Source organism: Aliiruegeria lutimaris, assembly GCF_900099935.1.
GTDB lineage: Bacteria > Pseudomonadota > Alphaproteobacteria > Rhodobacterales > Rhodobacteraceae > Tropicimonas > Tropicimonas lutimaris.
On sequence record NZ_FNEK01000012.1, the window covers coordinates 34,210 to 57,882 of the forward strand.

22 protein-coding genes are annotated in these 23,673 nt (G+C 62.9%); 7 read left to right on the forward strand and 15 right to left on the reverse strand.

Features of this window, described 5'->3' with window-relative positions; translation table 11 throughout:
- Nucleotides 1-128 precede the first annotated feature (128 nt).
- The 5 genes from BLR85_RS07625 to BLR85_RS07645 form a co-directional block, all read right to left on the reverse strand.
- Nucleotides 129-1,079 carry an SMP-30/gluconolactonase/LRE family protein gene (locus BLR85_RS07625; RefSeq protein WP_093152954.1) on the reverse strand — a complete coding sequence of 317 codons (951 nt, stop codon included), beginning with the start codon at nucleotides 1,077-1,079 and terminating at the stop codon, nucleotides 129-131.
- Nucleotides 1,076-2,053 carry an ABC transporter permease gene (locus BLR85_RS07630; protein ID WP_093152960.1) on the reverse strand — a complete coding sequence of 326 codons (978 nt, stop codon included), beginning with the start codon at nucleotides 2,051-2,053 and terminating at the stop codon, nucleotides 1,076-1,078. The genes BLR85_RS07625 and BLR85_RS07630 overlap by 4 nt, the downstream gene beginning before the upstream one ends.
- The gene (locus tag BLR85_RS07635) at nucleotides 2,050-2,979 is read right to left on the reverse strand and encodes an ABC transporter permease (RefSeq protein ID WP_093152964.1); all 930 of its coding nucleotides are present in this window, start codon (nucleotides 2,977-2,979) and stop codon (nucleotides 2,050-2,052) included. Before BLR85_RS07635 ends, BLR85_RS07630 begins: the two co-directional genes overlap by 4 nt.
- Nucleotides 2,976-4,403 carry a sugar ABC transporter ATP-binding protein gene (locus BLR85_RS07640; protein WP_093153227.1) on the reverse strand — a complete coding sequence of 476 codons (1,428 nt, stop codon included), beginning with the start codon at nucleotides 4,401-4,403 and terminating at the stop codon, nucleotides 2,976-2,978. Before BLR85_RS07640 ends, BLR85_RS07635 begins: the two co-directional genes overlap by 4 nt.
- A gap of 67 nt (nucleotides 4,404-4,470) precedes the next feature.
- On the reverse strand, nucleotides 4,471-5,478 hold the full coding sequence (locus BLR85_RS07645) for an ABC transporter substrate-binding protein (RefSeq protein ID WP_170844480.1): 1,008 nt from the start codon (nucleotides 5,476-5,478) through the stop codon (nucleotides 4,471-4,473).
- A gap of 285 nt (nucleotides 5,479-5,763) precedes the next feature.
- Here BLR85_RS07645 and BLR85_RS07650 point away from each other — a divergent pair, with 285 nt between their 5' ends.
- Nucleotides 5,764-6,942, forward strand: coding sequence for a GAF domain-containing sensor histidine kinase (locus BLR85_RS07650; protein ID WP_093152970.1), 1,179 nt, complete (start codon nucleotides 5,764-5,766; stop codon nucleotides 6,940-6,942).
- A complete protein-coding gene (locus tag BLR85_RS07655; RefSeq protein WP_093152974.1) occupies nucleotides 6,939-7,655 on the forward strand; it encodes a response regulator transcription factor in 717 nt (238 codons plus the stop codon). Before BLR85_RS07650 ends, BLR85_RS07655 begins: the two co-directional genes overlap by 4 nt.
- 271 nt (nucleotides 7,656-7,926) lie before the next feature.
- Here BLR85_RS07655 and BLR85_RS07660 read toward each other — a convergent pair whose 3' ends face one another.
- The 4 genes from BLR85_RS07660 to tkt all read right to left on the reverse strand — a co-directional run bounded on the left by BLR85_RS07660 (nucleotide 7,927) and on the right by tkt (nucleotide 12,580).
- Nucleotides 7,927-8,733 (reverse strand): shikimate dehydrogenase family protein, encoded by an 807-nt coding sequence (locus BLR85_RS07660; protein WP_170844481.1) that lies wholly within the window; start codon nucleotides 8,731-8,733, stop codon nucleotides 7,927-7,929.
- A gap of 109 nt (nucleotides 8,734-8,842) precedes the next feature.
- Complete coding sequence (garR, locus tag BLR85_RS07665) at nucleotides 8,843-9,724, reverse strand: 2-hydroxy-3-oxopropionate reductase (RefSeq protein WP_093152981.1); 882 nt, start codon at nucleotides 9,722-9,724, stop codon at nucleotides 8,843-8,845.
- A 57-nt stretch (nucleotides 9,725-9,781) separates the two neighbouring features.
- The gene (locus tag BLR85_RS07670; protein ID WP_093152985.1) at nucleotides 9,782-10,549 is read right to left on the reverse strand and encodes a hydroxypyruvate isomerase family protein; all 768 of its coding nucleotides are present in this window, start codon (nucleotides 10,547-10,549) and stop codon (nucleotides 9,782-9,784) included.
- Between the two features lie 9 nt (nucleotides 10,550-10,558).
- Nucleotides 10,559-12,580 (reverse strand): transketolase, encoded by a 2,022-nt coding sequence (tkt, locus tag BLR85_RS07675; protein ID WP_244520647.1) that lies wholly within the window; start codon nucleotides 12,578-12,580, stop codon nucleotides 10,559-10,561.
- 541 nt (nucleotides 12,581-13,121) lie between these two features.
- Between tkt and BLR85_RS07680 the strand changes: the two genes are divergently transcribed.
- Together BLR85_RS07680 and BLR85_RS07685 are read left to right on the forward strand one after the other, a co-directional pair.
- On the forward strand, nucleotides 13,122-13,793 hold the full coding sequence (locus BLR85_RS07680; protein ID WP_170844482.1) for a GntR family transcriptional regulator: 672 nt from the start codon (nucleotides 13,122-13,124) through the stop codon (nucleotides 13,791-13,793).
- A 207-nt stretch (nucleotides 13,794-14,000) separates the two neighbouring features.
- Nucleotides 14,001-15,506 carry an aldehyde dehydrogenase (NADP(+)) gene (locus tag BLR85_RS07685; protein ID WP_093152998.1) on the forward strand — a complete coding sequence of 502 codons (1,506 nt, stop codon included), beginning with the start codon at nucleotides 14,001-14,003 and terminating at the stop codon, nucleotides 15,504-15,506.
- A gap of 224 nt (nucleotides 15,507-15,730) precedes the next feature.
- Here BLR85_RS07685 and BLR85_RS07690 read toward each other — a convergent pair whose 3' ends face one another.
- On the reverse strand, nucleotides 15,731-16,720 hold the full coding sequence (locus BLR85_RS07690) for an aldo/keto reductase (protein ID WP_093153002.1): 990 nt from the start codon (nucleotides 16,718-16,720) through the stop codon (nucleotides 15,731-15,733).
- A 25-nt stretch (nucleotides 16,721-16,745) separates the two neighbouring features.
- Complete coding sequence (locus BLR85_RS07695) at nucleotides 16,746-17,348, reverse strand: MFS transporter (RefSeq protein WP_093153007.1); 603 nt, start codon at nucleotides 17,346-17,348, stop codon at nucleotides 16,746-16,748.
- A gap of 119 nt (nucleotides 17,349-17,467) precedes the next feature.
- Here BLR85_RS07695 and BLR85_RS07700 point away from each other — a divergent pair, with 119 nt between their 5' ends.
- Complete coding sequence (locus BLR85_RS07700; protein ID WP_093153010.1) at nucleotides 17,468-18,361, forward strand: LysR family transcriptional regulator; 894 nt, start codon at nucleotides 17,468-17,470, stop codon at nucleotides 18,359-18,361.
- A 204-nt stretch (nucleotides 18,362-18,565) separates the two neighbouring features.
- Here the strand turns inward: BLR85_RS07700 and BLR85_RS07705 are convergent, their stop codons facing one another.
- Nucleotides 18,566-18,796, reverse strand: a complete 231-nt coding sequence (locus BLR85_RS07705; RefSeq protein WP_093153015.1) for an alpha/beta hydrolase family protein — start codon at nucleotides 18,794-18,796, stop codon at nucleotides 18,566-18,568.
- 202 nt (nucleotides 18,797-18,998) lie between these two features.
- On the opposite strand from BLR85_RS07705, the gene BLR85_RS07710 reads away from it, so the two are divergent.
- Both BLR85_RS07710 and BLR85_RS07715 read left to right on the forward strand, forming a co-directional pair.
- Nucleotides 18,999-19,832 (forward strand): aldo/keto reductase, encoded by an 834-nt coding sequence (locus tag BLR85_RS07710; RefSeq protein WP_244520648.1) that lies wholly within the window; start codon nucleotides 18,999-19,001, stop codon nucleotides 19,830-19,832.
- 61 nt (nucleotides 19,833-19,893) lie between these two features.
- On the forward strand, nucleotides 19,894-20,637 hold the full coding sequence (locus tag BLR85_RS07715; RefSeq protein ID WP_093153024.1) for an SDR family oxidoreductase: 744 nt from the start codon (nucleotides 19,894-19,896) through the stop codon (nucleotides 20,635-20,637).
- Nucleotides 20,638-20,940: 303 nt separating this feature from the next.
- Here the strand turns inward: BLR85_RS07715 and BLR85_RS30345 are convergent, their stop codons facing one another.
- The 3 genes from BLR85_RS30345 to BLR85_RS07725 form a co-directional block, all read right to left on the reverse strand.
- The gene (locus tag BLR85_RS30345) at nucleotides 20,941-21,681 is read right to left on the reverse strand and encodes a Rossmann-fold NAD(P)-binding domain-containing protein (protein ID WP_342028778.1); all 741 of its coding nucleotides are present in this window, start codon (nucleotides 21,679-21,681) and stop codon (nucleotides 20,941-20,943) included.
- On the reverse strand, nucleotides 21,606-22,331 hold the full coding sequence (locus BLR85_RS30350) for a Glu/Leu/Phe/Val family dehydrogenase (RefSeq protein WP_342028777.1): 726 nt from the start codon (nucleotides 22,329-22,331) through the stop codon (nucleotides 21,606-21,608). Before BLR85_RS30350 ends, BLR85_RS30345 begins: the two co-directional genes overlap by 76 nt.
- 167 nt (nucleotides 22,332-22,498) lie before the next feature.
- Nucleotides 22,499-23,443 (reverse strand): 2-hydroxyacid dehydrogenase, encoded by a 945-nt coding sequence (locus BLR85_RS07725; RefSeq protein ID WP_093153029.1) that lies wholly within the window; start codon nucleotides 23,441-23,443, stop codon nucleotides 22,499-22,501.
- Between the last annotated feature and the right edge of the window lie 230 nt (nucleotides 23,444-23,673).

A 23,673-nucleotide genomic window follows, 5' to 3' on the forward strand; every position in this document is an offset into this window, starting at 1 on the left:
TTGGGGCAATGCGAACGGACGAAAAGAGGGCTGATGCATCAACCCTTTCTCACGCCAGATTGGCTTGCCCTCGGCGATGTTCCCGGTTTTTTGCGGGTGATCCTCGCGGAAGGCAAGACTCGCCTCGGTCAGCTTACCGGGCCATTTGCCGCGGAACGGCCCCGGGTCCACGGTTCGGCCCCGGGAGTGTCGACATAGATGCGGTAGATCGAGGTCGTGGCGGTGATGAACATACGATGGCCGTCCGCGCCCCCGAAGCAGATATTGGCGACCGTTTCCGGCACAAGGATCTTGCCCAGCAACGTCCCGTCGGGCGCGAAGCAATGCACGCCGTCCTTGGCCGATGACCACAGGTTTCCGGTCATATCGCAGCGCATCCCGTCGGGCAGGCCCTTGTCGATTGTGGCGAAGACGCCCTCATCCGTGAGTTTCCCGCCATCGACGCCGAATACCCGGATCTCGGAAGGCACATCCGACTGGTGGCTGGAGCCGCTCTCGGCGATGTAGAGCTTGCTCTCATCCGGCGAGAAACAGAGACCGTTCGGCTGTATGAAATCGGTGACGACGGCGGTCAACTCACCCTCGGGCGAGATGCGGTAGACGTTCTGGCTCGGCTGTTCCTGCGCGCGGCGGTAACCTTCGAAATTGCCAATGATGCCGTAGGTCGGATCGGTGAACCAGATCGCGCCATCGGAGCTGACAACCACATCGTTGGGCGAGTTGAGCGGTTTGCCCTGGTAGCTGTCGGCCAGCACCGTCAGCGTACCATCATACTCTGTCCGCACGACATCCCGGTACCCATGGCGACAGCCGATCAACCGTCCCTGGCGATCGCGCGTATTGCCGTTGTTGAACTCGGTATTGGCGCGGAACTGCGTCAATTCACGGGTCGTCTCGTTCCAGCACATGATGCGGCGGTTCGGGATATCGGAAAAGAGCAGGCTGTTCCATTCCCCGAACCAGACCGGACCCTCGGCCCAGATGAATCCGCCTGCCAGAAGTTCGAGATGGGACATCGGGTGCACCAGCTCGCGAAAGCGGTCGTCGTGGACTTCGAGATGCGGGGGGTAGACCTTCACTGCTTGGACCTCCTGGTGCTGGCGGCAATCACGATGGCGATGATGATGGATCCGGTCAGAACCAAGCGCACGCCGGCCCCGGTGCCGTAACTGTTGAGCATCGAGACCACAAGGAACATGAAGAGAGCCGCACCCCAGACGCCGGGAACGTTGGAATCGCCACCTGCGACGGAACAGCCCCCGATCACGACGACGGCGATGGACATCAGCAAATACTCGGCACCCATGTTGAGCGCGGCGCCGCCGGAGAAGCTGGCCAGCAGGAAGCCCGCGAGCGAGGCAAACAAGGCGACGGTGATATAGGTCGCCGCCCGGACAGCCTCGACCGGCACGCCAGCCAGTCGGGCAGCGCGGAGGTTCTGGCCCGTTGCGAGCAGCCAGCGCCCCCATGTCATCCGTTCCAGAAGGATCCAGAGGAGAATGGCGAGCCCAAGGGCGATCCACGCGACATTCGGGATGTGGAGAAAGCGTCCGGTCGAGAAATCGGCCAACCCCTCGGGCGGCTTGATCCGCAACCCGCGGTTCGACCAGATGGCGATGGACTGGTAGATCAGCGAGGCGGCCAGCGTGGCGATGATCGGCGGCAGCCGCAACAGGAAGATCAGCGCGTAATTGGCCATGCCGACGCCGAGACCGGTGGCGAGAGCGATCGCGAGCCCATAGAACGCGGTGCCTGGTTCCGTCCCCATTGCGCGCAGGGCGAGGGTTGCGGCCAGGGTCATCGTTGCCGGTACCGACAGGTCGATGTTTCCGGGGCCGAGGGTGATAACGAGCATCTGCCCAAGCCCGACAATGGCCGCGAAGGCGCCGAAGCTGAGGGCGGCATAGGCGAGCTCGCCCGCGCCACGACCCGAGGTCAGCCAGAGTGTTGCCGAGAAGGCGAGGGCTGCGGCCGTCCAGGACCAGATCCAGGGCCGGGAGGAGAGGGCCGCGAGCGAAGAGCCGCTTTTGCGGGATGCAGATTGCGCGCTCATGTGGCGGCTCCTTTCCGGCTGAAGATCAGCCGCGCGGTCAGCACGAGGATCAGGATGGCGCCCTGCGAACCGATCTGCCAGTCCGGCGAGAGCCGCAGGAAGCTGAGGAAGGAGGCGGCGAGCGTCAGTGTCAGGGCTCCGATCACGGCACCCGTGGGCGAGACCTTGCCGCCGGTGAACTCACCACCACCGAGGATGACGCCGGCAATGGAGAGCAGCGTGTAGCGCAGCGCGATATTGGCGTCCGCTGCGGTGGTCAGCCCCACCAGCGCCATGCCGGCCAGAACGCCGAACAGCCCCGCCAGCCCATAGGCCCAGGCCTTGAGCCGGGTGACGGAGAGGCCTGCGCGGGTCAGCGCGCGGGAATTGCCACCGACGCCGCGCAGCACGGTACCAAAGCCCGAACGGATGATCAGCAGGTGGGTGACAATGGCGATCAGGATCGAGGCAACGACGGCCATTGGCATGAAGGGTGGTTTCACCGTCATGAGTGTCCGCAGCCAGCCGGGCGAGGCGCCGCCGGGCGAGGGCAGAATGAAGAGCGCCAGACCGCCCCAGACGAAGGACATGCCCAGCGTGACCACGATGGCCGGAAGCTCCAGCGCGTCGATCACCGCGCCCATCGCCGCGTAAGTCACGATCAGCGCTACCAGCATCAGGATGCCGATCATCGGGCTGTCATTGAGATAGGTCGCGGTGATGCAGGCCACGAGGCTGACAAAGGCGCCGACCGAAAGGTCGATATCGTTGACCATGATGATCATCATCTGCGCGATGGTCGCCAGCGCGATCGGCACGGCGAGGTTGAACAGCAGGTTGAGCCCGAAATAGCTCATCGCCCGCGGCTGCATGTAGAAGGTCGCCGCGAGCAGCACGGCGAGCGAGATCACCGGAAGCAAGATGCGGTGTCTGGAAAAGAAGCTCATGACGCCTCCTGCATGTGGAAGGACGCTTCGAGAATGCGTTCCTCGGTGATGTTCGGTGGGGTCAGTTCGGCGCTGATCTCGCCATTGCGGAAGACGAAGACGCGGTCGCACTGGCAGACCTCTTCGGTCTCGGTCGAGTACCACAGGAAGGTGCGGCCCTTCGAGGCCTCCTCCCGCAGCATGGCATAGACATCCTGCTTGGTGCCGACATCGACGCCGCGCATCGGGTCATCCATGATCACCACCGGCGCGGTGGAGGCCAGTGCGCGGGCGAAGAGCACCTTCTGCTGGTTGCCGCCCGACAGGGACAGAACCGGGTTTTCGACATCGTCGGTGCGAATGCCGATCCGTCGCTTCCATTCCTCGGACTTCGCGCGTTCGGCCTTGCGGTCGATCCACCCCCAGGCATCGACCTGGCGCAGGAGGGAGATCGACATGTTGAAGAGGATCGACCAGAGCGGCAGGACTCCGTCGCGTGGCCGGTCGCCGGCAACGAAGACGCATTTCGGGCGATGCCCGGCGCGCCAGTTGGAACTGCTGGAGAGGTAGAGCTTTGCCAGCGCTGCGGCCTGGCCATGGCCGGCCAGGCCCGACAGGCCGACGATCTCGCCCTTGCGTGCGGTCAGACCCTGCTCGGTCTGGATGACGATCTCGCCGGTGTGGCGTTGCGCGGACGCGGCGGCTTCCGTGCCTTCGGCGGCGACGTGGCCCATCGCTTCGACAAGGCCCCGCCGAGTGAACTCGGCCGTGGGACGTTCGGCAACGATGCCGCCATCCTTGAGAACGATAATGCGCGATGCGACCTCGAAGACCTCACCCAGCATGTGTGAGATGAAGATTACCGCGCCGCCGTCGGCACAGAATTTCTTGATATGGGTCAGGAGTTGCTCCGCGATCCCGGCATCGAGCGAAGAGGTCGGCTCGTCGAGGATCACCAGGCGCGCCTTCGTGCCGCGCGGGGCGAAGCCGATGGCGATTTCCACCATCTGCCGCTCGGCGATGGGCAGCGAGTCGATCTCGGCATTAGGGTCTATTCCATGGCCGGGAAAGATCTGGTCGAGGCTCTTGGTGATAATGTCGCCAGCGGTGCGGCGCCAACTCGCCCCTTTCATATCGCGCAGCGAAACCCGGAGGTTCTCGGCCACGGTCAGGTTGGGGCAGAGCGACAATTCCTGGAATACGGAGCGGACACCCGCGTCGGCGGCCTCCGTCGCCCCCGGAAAAGCGATCTCGCCGGAACTTGGGGCGAGCCCGCCATTGATGAGATAGACCAGCGTGGATTTTCCGGCCCCGTTATGCCCGACAAGGCCCAGGCAATCCCCAGGCCGGACGGACAAGCTTACCCCGTCGAGTGCGCGGACCGGGCCAAAATGCTTGGCGGCGTCGGTCAGCGATACGATTGGGGCGCTTTCTTGCTCGCTCATGCGCGCCTCGTATTCCAGAAAAGGGGCGCAGGCCGGTTTCCCGGCCCGCACTAGGGAGGATCCTGGGTCATTTCGACGAAGCGATGACTTCTTTGGCGTCTTCCATGCCGTAGCTCACGTTGGCGACGGAGCCGGCCGGTGTCGTGGCAAGCGCTTCCGCCAGCGTATCCTGGGTGACGGTCAGGAACGGTACGGTCAGGTCCTTCGGTACCTCTTCGCCGCTCAGGATCTGCTGGGCGACCCAAAAGGCGAGCGAGGCAACGCCGGGCGCGATGGAGAGAGACATCGTCTCGTAACCAGACTCGGCATGTGCATCGGACCACCATTGCATCTCGTCCTGACGGTTGCCGAGCACGATCAGCGGCATGTCACGGCCGGCGGCCTTGAAGGCCTGCGCGGCGCCATAGCCGTCGCCACCCTGGGTGACAACACCGACTATTTCCGGCAACGAGGGCAGGATGCCTGCAACGGCCTTCTGCGCCACGTCCTGCGCCCAGTCGCCATGCACGGAGCCGACGATCTTGAACTGGTCATGCTTGGCCACGCCGTCATGGATACCCGCGCTGATCTCGTCATCGACGAAAACGCCAGCAAGGCCGCGGATCTCAAGCAGGTTGCCGCCATCGGGGATACGCGTGGCGAGGTAGTCCACCTGCTCGCGACCCATCTGCTGGAAGTCCACCGCGATCCGCCAGGCACAGGGCTCGGTCACGACGCCGTCGAAGCTGACCACGGTGATACCCGCGTCACAGGCTTCCTTGACCGCACCGTTCAGCGCCGTCGGCGAGGCCGAGTTCATGACGATCGCGTCATAGCCCTGCAGGATCATGTTCTGAATCTGCGCAGCCTGCTCGGTCGCCTGGTTCTCGGACGTGGTATAGGCGTCGGCCGCGGCTACGACACCGTCTGCCACCGCCTTGGTGGCGACTTCTTCCCAGCTTTGCAGCATCGCCTGACGCCAGGAATTGCCGGCATAGTTGTTCGACAATGCGATGCGCTTGCCGGAGGTGTCCTCCGCTTGTGCGGCACCTGCTACCAGGGCGATCGCAGCCACCCCAAGAAGAAACTTGGTCATCGTGATTTCCTCCCTGCACGCGTTTGGGCGTGCGTCTGTTCCTCGGCACGCCGATTGCGTGCACAATTTGAACTCCGGCGCTCCTCAACGCCGCGCCTGCCGAAAAAAAAGCCGGTCAGGTGGCAATGATCGTAGATGCGCCGAGCCGGCTGTAAAGGAACCGCCCCGCATAAAATTTGCGGGTTCCCGCAACATGACTGCGGGCAGAGGTGTTTTCTTTCCCATTTTTGTCGTGCACTCTTTCGGGTACACGCAAGTTTGGCCGGCTGAACCCGGGAGGAGCTGATGGCCACCATGCACAAGCAGCAGATTGCGGATGACGTGTTCCTGCGTATCGCGGCGCATCTGGCTGAAGGGACGGACATTACCTCCGCCCTCGAGGCCGTTGCCGACGAGATCGCGGAAGTTATCCCCTTCACCCATACCGACATCTGTCTGCATGATCGTCCGGGCTGGGTGGCCAGCTACGAGGTTGGAATCCGCACCCGCTGGTCGCGCGAGCACACAAGGCTGAATTTCTCGCCGGTTCGGGATCTGCTGTTGAATGATTGCGAATACATGCTGACGGACGACGCGACGCGGGACCCGCGCTATACCTTTGCCGGGGCAACCTCGGCGCCGATCTTCAATCACAAGCTGCGCAGCCGGGTGAACGTGCCGCTGAAGGTGATGGGGCGCCATATCGGGACGCTGAACATCTCTCATTCCACTCCCGGTCTCTACGATATCGAAACGGTCGCCCTTGCCCAGCATGTGGCCGATATCCTCGCGCCCTCCTTCCATGCCATGCATAGCGCCCAGAGGGCGAAGCAAGCGGCCCGCGCCGGCGAAGCGGCGCAGGCGCGCGAAGAGGGCTTGCGGCGCGGGGCGCTGGAACTGACGCAGGCGCTGGAGCAGGAGCGGCAACGGATCGGCATGGATCTGCATGACCAGACCCTGGCCGATCTGACGCGCCTTTTGCGCGAGGTAACGGGCGAGGAGCCGTTGCATCGCGAGGCGCTTGCTGCCTGGATCGGCGAGACGATTGGCGACCTGCGCCGGATCATCGACACAGCCGTGCCGACCCTGCTCGAACTGTTCGGATTCACACACGCGGTGCATGTCCACCTTGAGCGCGCGGTGGGTGGAGCGGCGGTGGAAATCGTTGTCGAGGACAGCACGGATGGTGCGCCGGACCGGCTCGACCCGACGGTTCGGATCTCGCTTTTCCGCATTGCCCAGGAGGCGATCAACAACGCGGCGGCGCATTCCGGGGCAGGGCACATCACCGTTCGTATCGACCGTGATGCGCCCGGGCTGCTGACGGTGACGATCCGCGACGATGGCTGCGGTATCCCGGCCGATCCGGAGCGCCAGTCGGGAATTGCTCATATCCGGACACGGGCGCGGCTGATCGCGGCTGATCTGGATATTTCGGGCCAAGCGGGAACCACGGTGCGGGTTTCCCTGGAGGAAAAACAATGAAGGTCCTGATCGTCGAAGACGACCAGTTTCACGCGTCCTATCTCGAGGATGCGCTGGTCGAGGCGCTTCCGGAAGTCACCCAGATATTTCACGCGCTGAACGGCGAGGAGGGTGAAAAGCAGGCCCGCTCGGCACGGATCGAGGCGGTTGTGATGGACCTGCAGATGGAGCACCGCAACGGGATCGAGGCCGCGCGCACGATCTGGTCGGAGCGTCCGCACACACGGATCCTGTTCTGGTCGAACTACGCGGACGAGGCTTACCTGCGAGGTATTTCGACAACGGTGCCCGAGGACAGCGCCTATGGCTACGTTCTCAAGACGGCGTCGCGCGACCGGTTGAAGCTGGCGCTGCGAGCGGTTCTGGTCGAAGGCCAGATCATGGTGGACCGCGAGATCCACCGTCTGCAACGACGCGCGAGTTCGCCGCGCAACGTGCTTCAGGACAGCGAATACGAGATCCTGCTGGATCTCGCCATCGGATTGCAGGACAAGTTGATCGCCGAACGGCGGGGCATGTCGCTGCGTACGGTTCAAAACCGGCTCTTGTCTCTTTACGACAAGCTTGGGGTCGATACCGTCACGGACGAAGGCTTGCCGTTGAACAAGCGTGTGCGGGCGCTGAATCGGGCACTTATGACGCGGACGATCAATATCGACTCACTGGAGACCGCGCAGCGGGAGTTCGAGCGCTGGCTGGCACGGCGGGGCTGAGGCGCCCGGACAGGACAGTTCCAATCCAATCGCGAAGATTGGGGGCGCTGCCCCCAAGCCCCCGGGATATTTGGCGTCAGAAGAAGACTGCAACTTTGTATCGGCGTTCTCAGACCACGGGCTTCGCTCGTTTCCGGGATGCCCGTGGCACCGCGTCGGAGGCATGATCCAAAGGATCGTCTCCGCACCCATGCGACAGCACTGCCGTGAAACAGACCGGCAAGGTGCCTGCCGATCTGCAACCCTTCAGGCAAGGCTCATTTCTCGGCGGTTATTCCGCGGTACGGAAGAAGCGTGCCATCTCGATGAACTGGTAGTCGAGCATGCTACCGCCCTGAAGCGTCCTGTGGCCGCGGGCCTCGGCTTCCTTCAACAGGCGCGTGACCGGCGGGACCTGGACCACCTCGGCAACGACCGTGTCGCCTTCGAGCAGGTTCGGGTCGATCGGCATCGGGTCTTCTTCATGCATGCCGAGCGGCGTGGCGTTGACAACCACGTCGTAGCCAGCCGGGTTGGGGCCTGCGCCTTCCACTGAAATCGGCAGATCCGGCACTGCGCCGCGCAACCGTTCGGCGAGGGCTTCGGCGCGGGCGGTATCGAGGTCGCTGATGGTCAGGCGGCTGATCCCGGATTGTGCGAGTGTTGCGGCAATGGCAGAGCCCGCGCCGCCGGTGCCAACGACCAGGAAGGACTTGCCCTTGGGCGAGAAGATCTGGTCGGCGAGGCCGTTGACGAAGCCCATGCCGTCGAGGTTGTTTCCGGTCCAGGTTCCGTCGTCTTCCGGCCGGATGATGTTGGTCGCGCCCGCGAGCTTGGCCGTCGGAAGCACCTCGTCGACGAGGTCCATGAAGGTGACCTTGTGCGGGATGGTGATGACCATGCCGCCGAAATTGGAAAGCGCCTTGAAACCTTCCATCGCCTTGGCGGCGTTTTCGGGTTTCACATGGACGGGAATGAAGACCGCATCCATGCCTTCCTTTTCGAAGTACTCGTTGAACAGGAATTGGACGCGCACGTGGTCGATCGGGTGGGCCACGACACCGAAGACCTTCGTTGTGCCGCTGATGACGGGTTTCATTGCCATTGTCCTAGTTGATGTCTGATTGGGGTGGGGTGGCGTTCGCCGGCGCGTCCCGCCTTTTCGGGGGAGTCCAGGCCGGTTGCGAGATCCGGCGAACGCATTCCGCTTACTTGCGGATCTCGACCTTGGCGAGTTTCTCGTAATGCTTGGCCACAGCGCAGTGGTCGCTGGAGCCTTCACCGTCGAGCTTCAGCGCCTGCATGATCTCCATGATGCCAGCGGTGAGCGGAACGGAAACGTTAAGCTCATGCGCAGTGTCGAGCGCGTTCTGCAGGTCCTTGATATGCAGTTCGATGCGGAAACCGGGGTTGAAGTTGCCCTCGAGGATCATCGGGATCTTGGCATTCATCACGGTCGAGCCGGCGAGCCCGCCCTTGATCGCGTCGAACACGGCTTCAGGGTTCACGCCGGCCTTGGTGGAGAGCGTGAAGGCTTCCGATACCGCAGCGATGTTGAGCGCGACGATGATCTGGTTGGCGAGCTTTGTGACGTTGCCGGCACCGATATCGCCCACGCGGACGACGGAGCCCGCCATCACGTCGAGCACATCCTTGACCTTGTCGAAAGCAGTTGCGTCACCGCCGACCATGACCGCGAGCGTGCCGTCGATGGCCTTGGGTTCGCCGCCCGAAACCGGGGCGTCGAGCATGATAACGCCTTTGGCCTTGGCGGCTTCGCAAAGCTCCTGCGAGGCAGCGGGCGCGATGGAGCTCATATCCACGAGGATGGTGCCGGGCTTTGCGCCGTCGAGGACGCCGTCCTCGCCCATGACCACTTCGCGCACATGCGGAGAGTTGGGCAGCATGGTGATGACGAGGTCGACCTTGGAGGCCACGTCCTTGGAGGACGTGCCAGCTTCGGCGCCGAGCGCGACGAGGTCATCCATCGGGGCAAACTTGTCGAAGACAACCAGCGAGTAGTCCGCGGCGATAAGGTTCTTGGCCATGGGGCGGCCCATGATGCCGAGGCCGATAAATCCAATTTTCATTTGTATCTCCAGTGTATTGTGGGGCAGGGCGTCCAAGGCCCCGTCCAAATTCCGTTGTCAGCCGTTGAAGCGTTCCATCCAGCCGAAGCCCTCCTGGGGCACGTATTCGCAACCGATCCAACCGTCGTAGCCAAGCCCGTCGATGAAGGGCAGAAGGTAGTCATAGTTGATCTCGCCCGTGCCCGGCTCGTGGCGGCCGGGGTTGTCGGCAAGCTGGATGTGACCGATGCGATCAAAGCTGGCCTTGATTGTGTTGGCCAGTTCCCCCTCCATCCGCTGCATGTGGTAGATGTCATACTGGTACAGCAGGCTGTCGGAGCCAACCTTGTCCAGCACTGCGAGCGTCTGCGCGGTGTTGCGGAGGAAGAAGCCCGGTATGTCGAAGGTGTTGATTGCCTCGGCGACGAGCAGGATGCCTTCCTTCTTCAACTCACCCGCGGCGAAGCGCAGATTCTCGACCAGCACGTCCTCGGCCTTTTCGGGGGCAATGCCTTCGGGCAGTTTACCGGCGAGGCAGTTGATCTTCGGGCAGTTGAGCGCCTTGGCCATGGCAATGCCGCGCCCGACACTGTCCAGGAACTCTCCTACGCGGGCCGGATCGCAGGCAATGCCCCGATCGCCGCCGGCCCAGTCGCCGGCGGGAAGGTTATGCAAAGCCTGAACCAGACCGTTGGCTGCAAGCTTTTCCGCGAGTTGCTCAGGTTCGAAGCCCTCGGGATAGAGGTGTTCGACAGCCTTGAACCCGGCATCGGCCGCGGCCTTGTACTTGTCGAGGAAATCCAGCTCGGGGAAGAGCATGGAGATGTTTGCGGCGAATTTTACCATCTGGGCACCTTACGCTTTCGTTTTCGCCAACCGCGCTTCGACGGCGGCGGCGACGGCTTTGGGTGTAATGCCGAAATGCTCCATCAGCTCGTCCGGCATGCCGGCCGCGCCGAAGCCGTCGAGCCCGATGATGAGCCCGTCCGGGCCGACGTATTTCTCCCAGCCATAGACGGTTGCGGCCTCGACGGAGACGCGCAGCGTGTCAGTGCCGAGAATGGAGGCGCGGTAGTCTGCGTCTTGCTTGTCGAAAAGGCTGAGGCAGGGCATGGAGACCACGCGGGTCGGCACGCCCTTCTCCTCAAGCAGCTTCTTCGCGCCGAGCGCGACAGAGACCTCCGAGCCGGTGGAGAGCAGCGTCACTTCGGCCTTGGCGGAGGCCTCGGCGAAGACATAGGCACCGCGACGGCAAAGGTTTTCCTCCGAATGGCCCGAACGCACCGCCGGAACTTTCTCGCGGGTCAGGATCATGGCGACCGGCATGTCCTCGGCTTCCAGCGCCAGCTCCCAGCATTCAGCCACTTCGGCGGCATCGGCCGGACGCAGCGACAGCATGTTGGGCGTGGCCCGGAAGGTCGCGAAGTGCTCGACCGGCTGGTGGGTCGGGCCGTCCGGGCCTTGCGTGATCGTGTCATGCGTCATGATGTAGAGCACTTTCTGCTTCATCAGCGCGGAGAGACGGATCGCGGGGCGGCAGTAATCCGAGAAGCACATGAAAGTGGCGCAGAAGGGCAGGAAACCCTTGTGCAATGCGATCCCGTTGGTGATCGCGGCCATGGCGTGCTCGCGGATGCCGAAATGGATGTAGCGGCCGGCGAAATTATCTCTCGAGATCGCCCGCACCGCATCCGGACGGCTCAGGTTGGAGGGCGTCAGGTCCGCCGAGCCACCGATCATGGTCGGGATTGCGGGGATCAGCTTGCTCATCACCTTCTGCGAGGATTGGCGCGTCGGCTCGTCCTTGGGATCTTCGGCAAACTCGCGCTTCACCGCGTCGATGATGTCCTGCCAGCCCGCAGGCAGTTCGCCGGCGATGGCCCCAAGAAACTCGTCGCGCGTGCTGGCATCGGCTGCGTCGAGACGGGCCTTCCAGGCGGCCTGGTCCACCGAGCCGCGTGCGCCGGCGGCCCGCCAGTCGGCCAGGATATCCTCGGGCACTTCGAACGGGGCATAGTCCCACTCATAGGAAGCACGGGCCGCAGTTGCTTCGGCATCGGTCGGCGGCTGGCCGTGCGCGGCGGCGGTGCCTTCCTTGACCGGCATGCCAAGGCCGATGGTTGTCTTGCAGGCGATGATGCTGGGGGTGCTCGTCGTCTTCGCCTTGGCGATGGCTGCGGCAACCGCCTCGGGGTCATGCCCGTCAACGGCTTGCCAGTCCCAACCGGCAGCTTCGAAACGCGCCTGCTGGTTCTCGGAGGTGGCGAGGCTGGTCGGGCCGTCGATGGAAATGCCGTTATCGTCGAACAGCACGATCAGCTTGTCGAGGCCCCAATGCCCGGCCAGCGCGGTGGCTTCGTAGGAGATGCCTTCCATCAGGCAACCATCACCGACCAGCGCATAGGTGTAGTGATCGACCAGATCGGACCCATAGCGTTCGCGCATCATGCGCTCGGCCAATGCCATGCCGACCGCCATGCCAACCCCTTGCCCGAGCGGGCCGGTCGTCGCTTCGACGCCGATCTCCAGATCGACCTCGGGGTGTCCCATCGCCCGGCTGCCAAGGCGCCGGAAGGTCTTGATGTCGTCCAGCGTCATCGCCTCGTAGCCGTTCAGGTAGCCCAGCGAGTACATCAGCATGGAGCCATGGCCGGCCGAGAGCACGAAGCGGTCGCGATCCGCCCAGTCGGGGTTCTTTGGGTCGAATTTCAGGAATTGGGTGAACAGGACCGTTGCCATGTCCGCCGCACCGAGGGGCAGGCCGGGGTGGCCCGTCTGGATCTTGTTGATCGCATCGACCGAAAGCGCCCGGATCGCGTTCGCCATCCGCTTGAAACGTGGCCCAATCAGGGCTTGGGGTGAAGATGAAGCGTCCATCATTGCCTCGCTTTGCATGTCTGAGAGACAGCTGTCAGGGGAGCCGGCCGGCGACCGGGCACCCGAATTCCGTTTTTTTCGTGGTCAGTAACGCGTCTGCGGCAGGGATCTGGGAATCGGCGCACGGCAATATCGAGCACGCAGCCGGCAGGGACCTCCGTCGCGCCACTCACGGCGCTCGATGAAAAGGTACATAAATTCATGACCTTACTCCCACATTGCCGGCGTGTTCTGCCTTTTCAGGTGGCTTTTTCAGAGGGGCAACACGTCGCTGCTGGCTCCCGTTGCGCTACACGCTGCATGTAAGGTACGGTATACAGGTCCGCTCAGCTTCGCAATGCGACAAAGAGAGGTGCTTGCGTCCATCGCCAAGCCGGGTCAGGCCGGACTTGGCGGCAAGTCGCACCGTCGCGCAGCCCGATCGCGGCGCAGTGGAAGGGGATTGAAGGACCAGCACCGCAATCGTATGTAGGCAACGGACTTTATGTCGCGGCAGTCTGACCAACCGGGCGATGGTTCTTCAAAGAAGCTGGAGATCAACTTGATCAATCTTTCTCTGACCCGCCCGAACACGCTGGTGCATGCCGTGACGGAGCGCCTGCGAGAGGCGATCGTGACGGCCGAACTCAAGCTCGGCGAAACACTTTCGGAAGAGAAGCTGGCCACCGCTTTCGGTGTGAGCCGGACTCCAGTGCGCGAAGCGCTCAACCTGCTGCAGCTGCAAGGTTTGATCGAGATCGCCCCGCAGCGGGGCAGCTTCGTCTTTCGCCCGACCGTGGAGGATATCGCCCACCTGTGCGATTTCCGGATCTCGATGGAACTGACGGTCATACCGCTTTGCGAGGTGCACGATCATGAATCCACCAACGCAGCCTTGCTCGAATGCCTCGAGAAAATGGAGAAGGCCTTCGCGGAAGATGACGGGTTTGCCTATGCGACGTTCGATGACGCGCTGCATCAATTGTTCTTCAGCCATTGCGGGAACCCGTATTTTCAGGACGCCTACGGCCTGATCGCCGGAAAGATCTCGGCGCTTCGCAACAACCTGACGATCGACTACCAGGCGGACCGGGCCGTCTCCATGGAAGAGCACCGCCAGATCGTGAAGATGTTCTCCGAGTCGGAATTCGAGGATATCGAAAAGGTGCTGAAGGCTCATATCGGCCGTACGCGCGAAAACTTCCTGCAGGCGATGGAAAATGGCGTGTTCTGATCCGCCGGGTCCAGAATGCAGCGAAGTTGACATCCTCAACCTGAATGATTACCCGCATTTACGGGTTTGGTATAATGGATTCCATTTTTGTCGATCGGTTCTCGAAACGCGACATGACCCGAACCATGGGACGGAATCCGACAGACCGACATTTCCTGCAAACGGTTCCAGATCGGAGCCGTTTCCAAGCTCCTACGAGGGTTCATCATGCTCAAAGGCAAGCACCTGATCGCCGGCGAATGGGTCGGCGGCACCACATCGTTTCAAAACATGCCCGTCGAGGGGGCGCCTGACAGCTTTGCAAAGGGCGAGCCGGAGCATGTCGATGCCGCCGCGCATGCCGCCGAAGAGGCGTTCTGGTCCTACGGTTTCACCGAGCGCAGCACCCGCGCGGCCTTCCTGCGCAAGATCGCGGAAGAGATAGACGCCCGCGGTGCCGAGATCACGGCGATGGGCACGAAGGAAACCGGTTTGCCCGAGGCCCGGCTGAATGGCGAGCGCGGGCGCACAGTCGGCCAGCTTCGCCTTTTTGCCGATCATATCGAGGCGGGTGACTACCTCGATCGCCGGCATGACGAAGCCCTTCCGGACCGCGCACCGCTGCCCCGGCCAGACCTGAAGATGATGCAGCGCCCCATCGGCCCGGTGGCCGTATTCGGTGCGTCGAACTTCCCGCTGGCCTTTTCCACGGCGGGTGGCGACACGGCGGCAGCCCTCGCAGCGGGCTGCCCGGTCGTGGTAAAGGGGCATTCGGCCCACCCCGGCGTGTCGGATATCGTCGCCCAGGCGATTGATGCGGCGGTAAAGGCCTGCGACCTGCATCCCGGTGTGTTCAGCCAGATCCAGGGCGGCAACCGCGCCGTTGGGACGGCTCTTGTCCAGCATCCGTTCATCAAGGCCGTGGGTTTCACCGGCTCGCTCGCCGGCGGGCGCGCCATGTTCGACCTCTGCGCCGCGCGGCCCGAGCCGATCCCGTTCTTCGGCGAGCTTGGCTCCGTGAACCCGATGTTCGTTCTGGAAAACGCGGCGGCAAACCGGGGCAAGGAAATCGCCACCGGCTGGGCCGGATCGCTGAGCATGGGGGCCGGCCAATTCTGTACCAATCCCGGCGTCGCGCTTCTGCTCGCGGGCCCGGATGCGGACGCTTTCGAGGCAGCAGCCAAGGATGCGCTGGCGGAGATCGGCGGCCAGACGATGCTGACCGAAGGCATCGCCGGCTCCTATCATTCCGGCGCGGACCGGATGGCTGAAGCTGCCAGCGTGCGTTCCGTGCTGAAAACCGAATGCACGGGCCGGACCGCCACGCCTTTCCTGTTCTCCACGACAGCGGAAGATTTCCTCGCCAATCACGATCTGGCAGAAGAGGTTTTCGGCCCGCTGGGTCTGATCGTGATTGCCAGGGACGCGGAAGAACGCCTTGAAGTTGCCCGCTCGATCGTCGGGCAGCTGACCTGCACGATCCACATGGACGACGCCGACCTGCCCGCGGCGCAATCGCTCATGCCGATCCTCGAACGCAAGGCTGGCCGCCTGCTCGTCAACGGTTTCCCGACCGGCGTCGAGGTTTCTGACACGATGGTGCACGGCGGACCCTACCCGGCCTCCACGAATTTCGGTGCGACCTCCGTGGGAACGCTGTCGATCCGCCGCTTCCTGCGCCCGGTCTGCTACCAGAACTTCCCGGACGGCCTTCTGCCGGTCGATCTAGCCTGAGTGTAACGAAAACGTCGATTTCGGTCGCGGTGATCCAAAAGGGCCGCGGCCGATTTCTTTCCCACGGTCGATTTCGACGTGGATGTCGGACGCAATCAACGGCGCTGTTGGCCATGACGGGGCGACCCTCCCCGTCAGGCGAAAAAAATCGCTGTCTTCGGTTTCGCGGCTTCAGGGGATTTACCTTATAAGCCCGACCGATTGACGGGCCGAGCTTTCGAAGTTCATAGACCCGTCATGGTCAGGACCGCCTCGGGCAGGCGGTCTCCTTCGACCGAGATCGCATCGGCGGCGGTGGTGATCCGCGTCAGGTCTTCGGCGGTCAAAACCAGATCGACAGCGCCAAGGTTCTCGTCCAGCCGGTGCGCCCTGGTGGTGCCGGGGATCGGAACGATAGAGGGTGACTGGGCGAGAAGCCAGGCCAGCGCAATCTGCGCGGGCGTCGCGCCCTTTTCATCGGCCACGGTCCGGACCAGATCGACCAGCGCCATGTTTGCGGCGCGGGCTTCGGGAGCGAAGCGCGGCACGAAGTTGCGGAAATCGTCCGGGGCAAAGACCGTGTCCATGGTGATCTGCCCGGTCAGGAAGCCCGCACCTAAGGGACTGAAGGGCACGAAGCCGACGCCAATTTCCTCCAGAAGGTCCAGCAGGCCGGATTCTGGTCCGCGCCAGAACAGCGAATACTCGCTCTGCACCGCGCTGAGCGGTTTCACGGCATGGGCACGACGGATGGTCCCAAGTCCTGCCTCCGACAATCCCCAATGCAGCACCTTGCCCGCGTCTATCAGATCGGACACCGCGCCGGCCACATCTTCGATCGGCACGTCGGGGTCGACACGGTGCTGGTACAGAAGGTCGATCCGGTCGGTTCTCAGACGTTGAAGCATGGCTTCGACCACGGCCTTGATATGTTCGGGGCGGCTGTTGGTGCCGGCGCCGCGTGCGCCGGTTTCCAGATCGATATCGGAGCCGAACTTCGTGGCGATCCTGACCTCGTTGCGGAAGGGCTCAAGGGCTTCACCCAGGAGCGTTTCGTTCTCGAACGGGCCATAGGCTTCGGCGGTATCGAACAGGGTCACGCCCTTGTCGACCGCACCACGGATCAGGGCGATCATCTGGTCACGGTCAGCGGCAGGGCCGTAGACCGAGGTCATGCTCATGCAGCCGAGGCCCAAGGCCGAGACCTCGAGCGTTCCTAGTTTGCGGTGTTGCATGGGAGGGTTCCCTTCTTTCGGGCGCTCAGGCGGGACGCCGCAGGATGAACAATTTGGATACGATCGCCAGCGCCACCAGAAACGCGCCACCCATCAGGGCATGCGACGTGCGCTCGGCGATGGCTGCGGCCGAATTGCCCGCAGTCGAGGTCAGAGCGGCCAGCGCCACAAGCAATGCAAGACCAAGGGATGACCCCATCTGGTGCGCCACATTCACGGTGCCGGAGGCCGCCCCAACATCGCGGGGTTCCACGGCCGCGACCCCGACGGAGGTCAACGGCGCCATCGCTGCCCCCAGCCCCTGCACAGCACGCGCCGCGATAATGAAGCCTGCACTCTGCGCCGCGCCAATCGCAAGCGAGGCCAGCGCAAAGATCGCGAGGCCAAGCATGTACATGCGACGGCGACCGAAGAGGTCCCCCAGCTTGCCGCCCAGCAGGAGGAACCCGCCGAAGAACAGCGTGTAGATGCTGGAAACCCAGGACAGGCCTGCATTGGTAAAGCCGAGATCCGCCTGTAGTCTCGGAAGCGCGGTGAGCATTATGGAAATATCGAGAACGATCATGGCACAGCTCAGTACGATGAGCGCCAGGACCACCTCTCTGTGCGTGGGGGGTGTCAGTATCATGGTGAGACCCGAAGGTGTTGCATTTGCCCGCATCGGGCCTGCCCCTGATCTAGGCCAATTCCATTTCATCGATTAGGTGGATATAAATGAATGCCAACATAAGCAGAATAACATAATCAATGCGGCGCGCCTTCAACGAGCTCTATGCCTTCACCGTGGTGGCCCGGCACCGCAGCTTCACGCGTGCGGCGGCGCATCTGGGCATGTCACAATCGGCGCTGTCGCAAACGGTGAAAAACCTGGAGGAGTCCCTCGGGGTCCGCCTGCTGGCACGATCGACCCGTAGCGTCTCGCCGACGGAGGCCGGCGAGCGCCTGCTGTCGCGCCTTGGTCCTCAGTTCGACGAGATGGAAGACGCGCTGGAGGAGCTGAACACGGTCCGGCACAGCCCGCGTGGAACGATCCGGATCAGCGCGGGCGAACATCCGGCAATCTCGGTACTGCAGCCGAAGTTGGCCGGGTTCCTTGCGGAATACCCGGATATCTCCGTTGAAATCGGGGTGGACGGGGGCATGATCGACATCGTGGCCGAGGGGTTCGATGCGGGGGTGCGGCTTGGTCAACAGGTCGCCAAGGACATGATCGCGGTCCGGATCAGCGCCGATATCCGCATGTGCATGGTCGCCACGCCCGAATATCTTGCGGATCATCCGGCACCGGAAATGCCTGAAGACCTGACCCAACATCGGTGCATCAACACCCGCCTGCCGACGCATAAAGCCGTGTTCCCCTGGGAACTGGAAAAGGATGGTCAGGAAACCCGGGTGCGGGTCGAAGGGCCTGTAACGTTCAACAATCTGCCACTGCGACTGTCCGCGGCCCTGGAGGGGATCGGCATCGGTTACCTGCCCCTCGATCGCGCCGAGCCATATCTGGCCGATGGACGGCTGATGCCCGTCCTGGAAGACTGGTGGCCAACCTGGGAGGGCTACCACCTGTATTACCCCAACCGCCGCCAGATGAGCCCGGCTTTCCGGCTGCTGCTCGATCTCCTGCGCCATCGGTCGGAGTAATCGCCTGCACCACCCGGCGGCCGTGTAGGCCGGAACTCACTCGGCCAGACCGTCAAGCCCCTTCTCCTCGATCCAGGCAGCCGCCAGGTCGGCGATCTTGGCGTTGTTCCTGTCCAAGAAGATGAAGTGGGTGTTCCCGGCGATCCCCTCTTCAGGCAGGTGAACGAGCGTCGTGTCACCGCCATGTTGGTTGATCGCATCGACCTAAAGCCGCGTCATGGCCAGACGGGTGCGCCAGTTGTCCAGGCCAAAATCCTCGGTCGGCTCTTCGGGGATGTTGTCGCCGTAATAGACGATGATCGGGATCCGCGTCAGCTTGTCGAAATCCTCGGCCGACATGGCCACGGGTTCCAGCGTGCCGGCGGCGCCGGTCATTGGCCCGGGCATTTCGTCCTCGGGGAAGACGTAGCCGCTGCCGGGTTCATAGGAGATCACCGCGCGTACGTCCGGGATCTTGATCGCCGTGAAAGGTCTGGTCTGCGAACGAACTCGGATTAATGCGCTCAGCTTATCCCGGTTAGAGGGGAAAGGCGGCTAATCCGTCGGAAGCACTGCCCTTAGTTTGTCACCATGACGACCGACTTCAGACAGGAGCCCGAGATGCCACGCACCGATGCCGCTCCCGTATGGCCCCCACGTGTCCGAAGAGATCGTCGGAGCGGCACTGAAAGACGTTCGCGACAGCGCGGTGATCGAGACGAAATTCGGCTTCGATATCGACGCGGACACCGGCGAACAGCTGGGCGGAACCAACAGCCGCCCCGACCATATCCGCCGCGCGGTCGAGGCGATGCTGCGACGCCTTGGCACAGACAGGATCGATATCCTGTTACAGCATCGCGTCGACCCGCAGGTACCGATCGAGAAGGTCGCTGGCGTGATCGGAGAGCTGATGTCCGAAGGCAAGGTCCTGAACTGGGGGCTTTCGGAGCCGGGCCTCGGCACCATCCGTCGTGCCCATGCCGAACAACCCCTGTCGGTCATTCAGAACGAATATTCGATGCTCTGGCGTGGGGCCGAAGCCGAGGTGCTGCCGCTGTGCCAGGAGTTGGGGATCGGCTTCGTCTGCTGGAGTCCTCTCGGCATGGGGTTCTTTTCGGGCAAGATCGACGCAGCCAGCCGCTTCCCGCAAGGTGATTTCCGTGCGGTGGTTCCCCGGTTTGCGCCGGAGAACCTTGGCCCGAACATGGCGTTGTTTGGCGTTGTCACGGATTGGGCCGCGCGCAAATCGGCGACACCTGCCCAGATTGCGCTTGCCTGGTTGCTCGCGCAGGCGCCGATGATCGTACCGATCCCCGGCACGACGAACCCCGATCACCTCGATGAAAACATCCGCACGGCGGAGGTGACCTTCACTGAGGAAGAATTGACGCAACTGAATGCGGAGGTAGCCGCTATCCGAATCCAGGGCGCTCGCCTTCCCGAGGGCGTTCTCGCCGGAACCGGAGTCGAAGCGCCGCGCCCCGGTTGACGCTTCAGCCCTCCCGGGACCGCCTACGAATTTGAAACAGTACCCAACAAAGAGCTATGAAATGACCGAAAACATCAAGGACAAGGTTGTCGTCATCACCGGAGCGAGCTCGGGTCTTGGCGAAGAAACGGCGCGTCACCTGGTTGCGTCCGGCGCCAAGGTCGCGCTCGGCGCGCGACGGTTGGACAAGCTAAATGCACTGGTGGCGGAACTAGGCGTCGAAAACGCGTCGGCTTTCGAGGGCGATGTGACCAACCGCGAGGCGGTCGAAGCCTTCGTCACCGACGCCAGGGCGAAATGGGGCAAGATCGACGCCATGCTGCACAATGCCGGCGTCATGCCTCTCGCCCCACTGGCAATGAAGCGCACCGACGAATGGGACCGGTGCATCGACGTGAACCTCAAGGGCGTGCTCTACGGTATCGGTGCCGTGCTGCCGATCATGCAAGAACAGGGCTATGGTCAGAACCTCTTCGTCTCGTCTGTCGCAGGCCACGTGGTCAACCCCGTGGGCGCGGTCTATTGCGCGACCAAGTTTGGCGTGCGCGCCATCGCCGAGTCGCTGCGTCAAGAGGTCAAGGGGCATGGACCGCTGCGCACGACCATTCTCTCTCCGGGCGCGGTCGATACCGAGCTTCCAGGTTCGGTGAAGGCAGAGGGCGTGCATGAGGCGGTCGTCGGACTCTATGATCAGTATGCAATTCCGGCATCGAGCTTTGCCCGCTCGGTGATCTTCGCCCTCAGTCAGCCGGCGGAGGTGGATATCAACGAGATCCTGTTTCGCCCGACGAGTCAGGAGCGTTGAGCACAACAGACCACCATGCGCACGCATCTGAAAAAGGAGAGAGCATCATGACAACCTGACTTGTCACTGGTGGCTCGATCAGATTGGCGCGCGATCTGGCGCACCGTTCTCGCGGTCGGACTCAATGCCGTGGCCAATGCTAGCAGTCCGTCGACGGGGCGTTGTCACGGCAACTCGCCGCAAGCAGCGGTAGCGCGAAAAGCCGGCATCGGGCAGCCACGAATTCACGCCGGTCAAACGTGGCGGCAGCGCGGAATCACCAGTTACCGAGCCTGACCACGTCGGACGCCGACGTCATATGCGTCAGATGCCAATTGCCTTATAGGCTTCCGCAATCCTGCCAATTGCGACGGCGTAGCCTGCTGAACGCAGGTCTTCCGCAGCATCATCGGGGTCGTTCCAGCGGCGCGGCAATTCGGCGTAGGTTGAACGCATCATGTCGTCGAGTCCGGATCGCACCAGGTCGATTTCGCGTCTGCCATGCAGGAACTCGGCTTCGGTCTCCTTGGGAAAACTCTTGCCAGTCATCAACTCGAGCGACCGGGCAAGCGTCTGGTGGCCCTTCTCGTCATAACGCCGTTCCATCAACCCGAAGGGGATATGGGTCAGGTTCTTGACCCATTCGAAATAGCTGACGACCACGCCACCGGCATTGGCGAAGAGATCCGGGATGATGACCTTGCCCCTCTCGCGCAGCCGCCGGTCCGCCTGATAGGTTGTCGGTCCGTTGGCGGCCTCGACGATGAGCGGCGCGCGAATGCTATTCGCGTTTTCCGAGTTCAAGACGCTTTCGACCGCGGCGGGAATGAGGATGTCGCAATCGTCCGCCAGCGCAGCGGCACCGTCGGGATCATGGCGGCCGCCGGCGTACCCGGCCACGCCACCGGTTCCGGCGATATGGGCCCGGAGCGCGTCAATATCGAGACCGTCGGGATTGCGGATCACGCCGTCGCGCTCGATCACGGCCGTCACCAGGCATCCATCCTCGCCGGAGAGGAACTTTGCCGCGTGGTAGCCAACATTTCCGAGCCCTTGCACAACCACGCGCCGCCCGCGAAGCCGGCCTTCCTCGCATCGCAACGCGTCTCGAAAAAGGCCTGCACGGCATATTGGACACCGCGGCCCGTCGCCTCTGTGCGCCCCTCGATCCCGTTTCCGCCCAGCGGTTTCCCGGTGACGCAGGCCATGCCGTTGATGTCGTCGGGCTTCAGCCGGCGGTATTCGTCGGCGATCCACATCATCGTCTGCTCGTTGGTTCCCATGTCGGGCGCCGGAACATTCATGCCGGAACTCAGGAAGCCGTGCCGGATCAGTTCCTGTGCGAAACGGCGGGTGATCTTTTCCAGCTCATGCTCCTCCCAGTCGCGCGGATCGATCACGAGCGCACCCTTGGAACCACCGAAGGGCAGACCCAGAAGAGCGCATTTGTAAGTCATCAGCGCCGCCAGCGCCTCAACCTCCTGCTGATTGGAATCGGCGGAGTAGCGGATGCCGCCCTTAGCAGGGTTGTGCTGGGTGGAATGCACCGCGCGCCAGCCCTCGAAGGTGTACATTCGACCTCTCAGGCGAACACCGAAGCGCGTTGCATAGGTCGCGTTACAGACGCGGATCTTTTCCGCCAGCCCCTCGGGAAGGCCGAGAGGACCGGCGACAGCCTCGAACATGGCATCGACATCCGACAGGAAGTTACCCACTTTTTTCTCCGTTTCCTTCGCGCCGGCGAAAAAATCTGCGCGGCGCATTGTGCAGAATGGAGGGCGCTACCCTCCGAAAAAGGGCGGGCGGAGCCGGGGAGAACAGTCGGCTCCGCCCTTGCACCTGCGACCCAAGCGGAGGCCGGGCAGGTGAAATCGGACCGACCTCAGAGAACCGGTGTCGGAAGTTCCAGGCCCGCGAAATGCGCGGCGAGGTTGGAACGGACGAGTTCGCCCATCGCCTTGCGGGTTTCCAACGTTCCGGAGGCGTGATGCGGCTGGAGCAAGACGTTGTCCAAAGCCAGGAAGCGCGGATCCAGCGCGGGTGAATTCTCGAAGACATCGAGCGCGGCGGCGCCCAGGCGGCCCGCTTCGAGAGCGTCGAGAAGAGCCTTTTCGTCGATATTGGATGCCCGCGAGACATTGATGATCATCCCGTCCGATCCGAGTGCCTCTATCACTTCGGCATTCACGATGTGACGGGTCGCAGCCGAGGCGGCGAGTGTCACGAACAGGAAGTCGGACCGCGTCGCCAGTGCGACCGGGTCCGGCTCGAAGGCCCAGCCCCCTGCCTCGGGTTTTTCGGCAATATCGGAATAGGCGATCTCCATGCCGAAGCCCTGAAGGCGCCGGGCAACCTCGAAACCGATCCGGCCAAGGCCCAGCACGCCCGCGTGGCAGCCCCAGACCCGGCGTTTCAGCGGGTAGTTTCCCTGTTTTGCCCAGTTTCCGCCACGCACCCACTCTTCGGCGCCGATCATACCGCGCGACAGGCAAAGCATCATGGCGACGCCAAGATCGGCCACGTCTCCGGTCAGAACGTCCGGAGTATTGGTGACCCGGATGCCGCGTTCCCGGCAGGCGTCGAGATCTACGGCATCGAAACCGACCCCGTAGATGGAGATGATCTCGAGATTCGGGCAGGCCTCGATGATGTTCCGGCTCGCCCCAAGCTCGCCCCGCGTCGCGATTGCGCGGATATTCCCGCCACATTTGGCGAGGAAGTCGTCCTTGTATTTCGCTTCGAAATACCGCCGGACATCGTAGGTCTCTTGCAGCGGGACCTCGTCCCATTCGGGATAGGCGCCCATCTGGAGAATGGTCGGTTTCATCTTTCGGTAACTCCTGGGGTCACGACGTAGTCAGTTCGCACCTGGGCGCCCCCTTGTGTCGGCTACGGAGGCGTTGGCGGTTAGCTGAGGTCGCGTGGAGAAGCTTCACCCAAGTTCAAGTCATGGTGGTGAGTGGACACGAGGACAGACGAGCAGGTAGAGTGCGACGAGACCACTCGTATCGTTGGGGAGGCCTGGACCCAACTGAGGAACTCAGGAACTTGTCACAG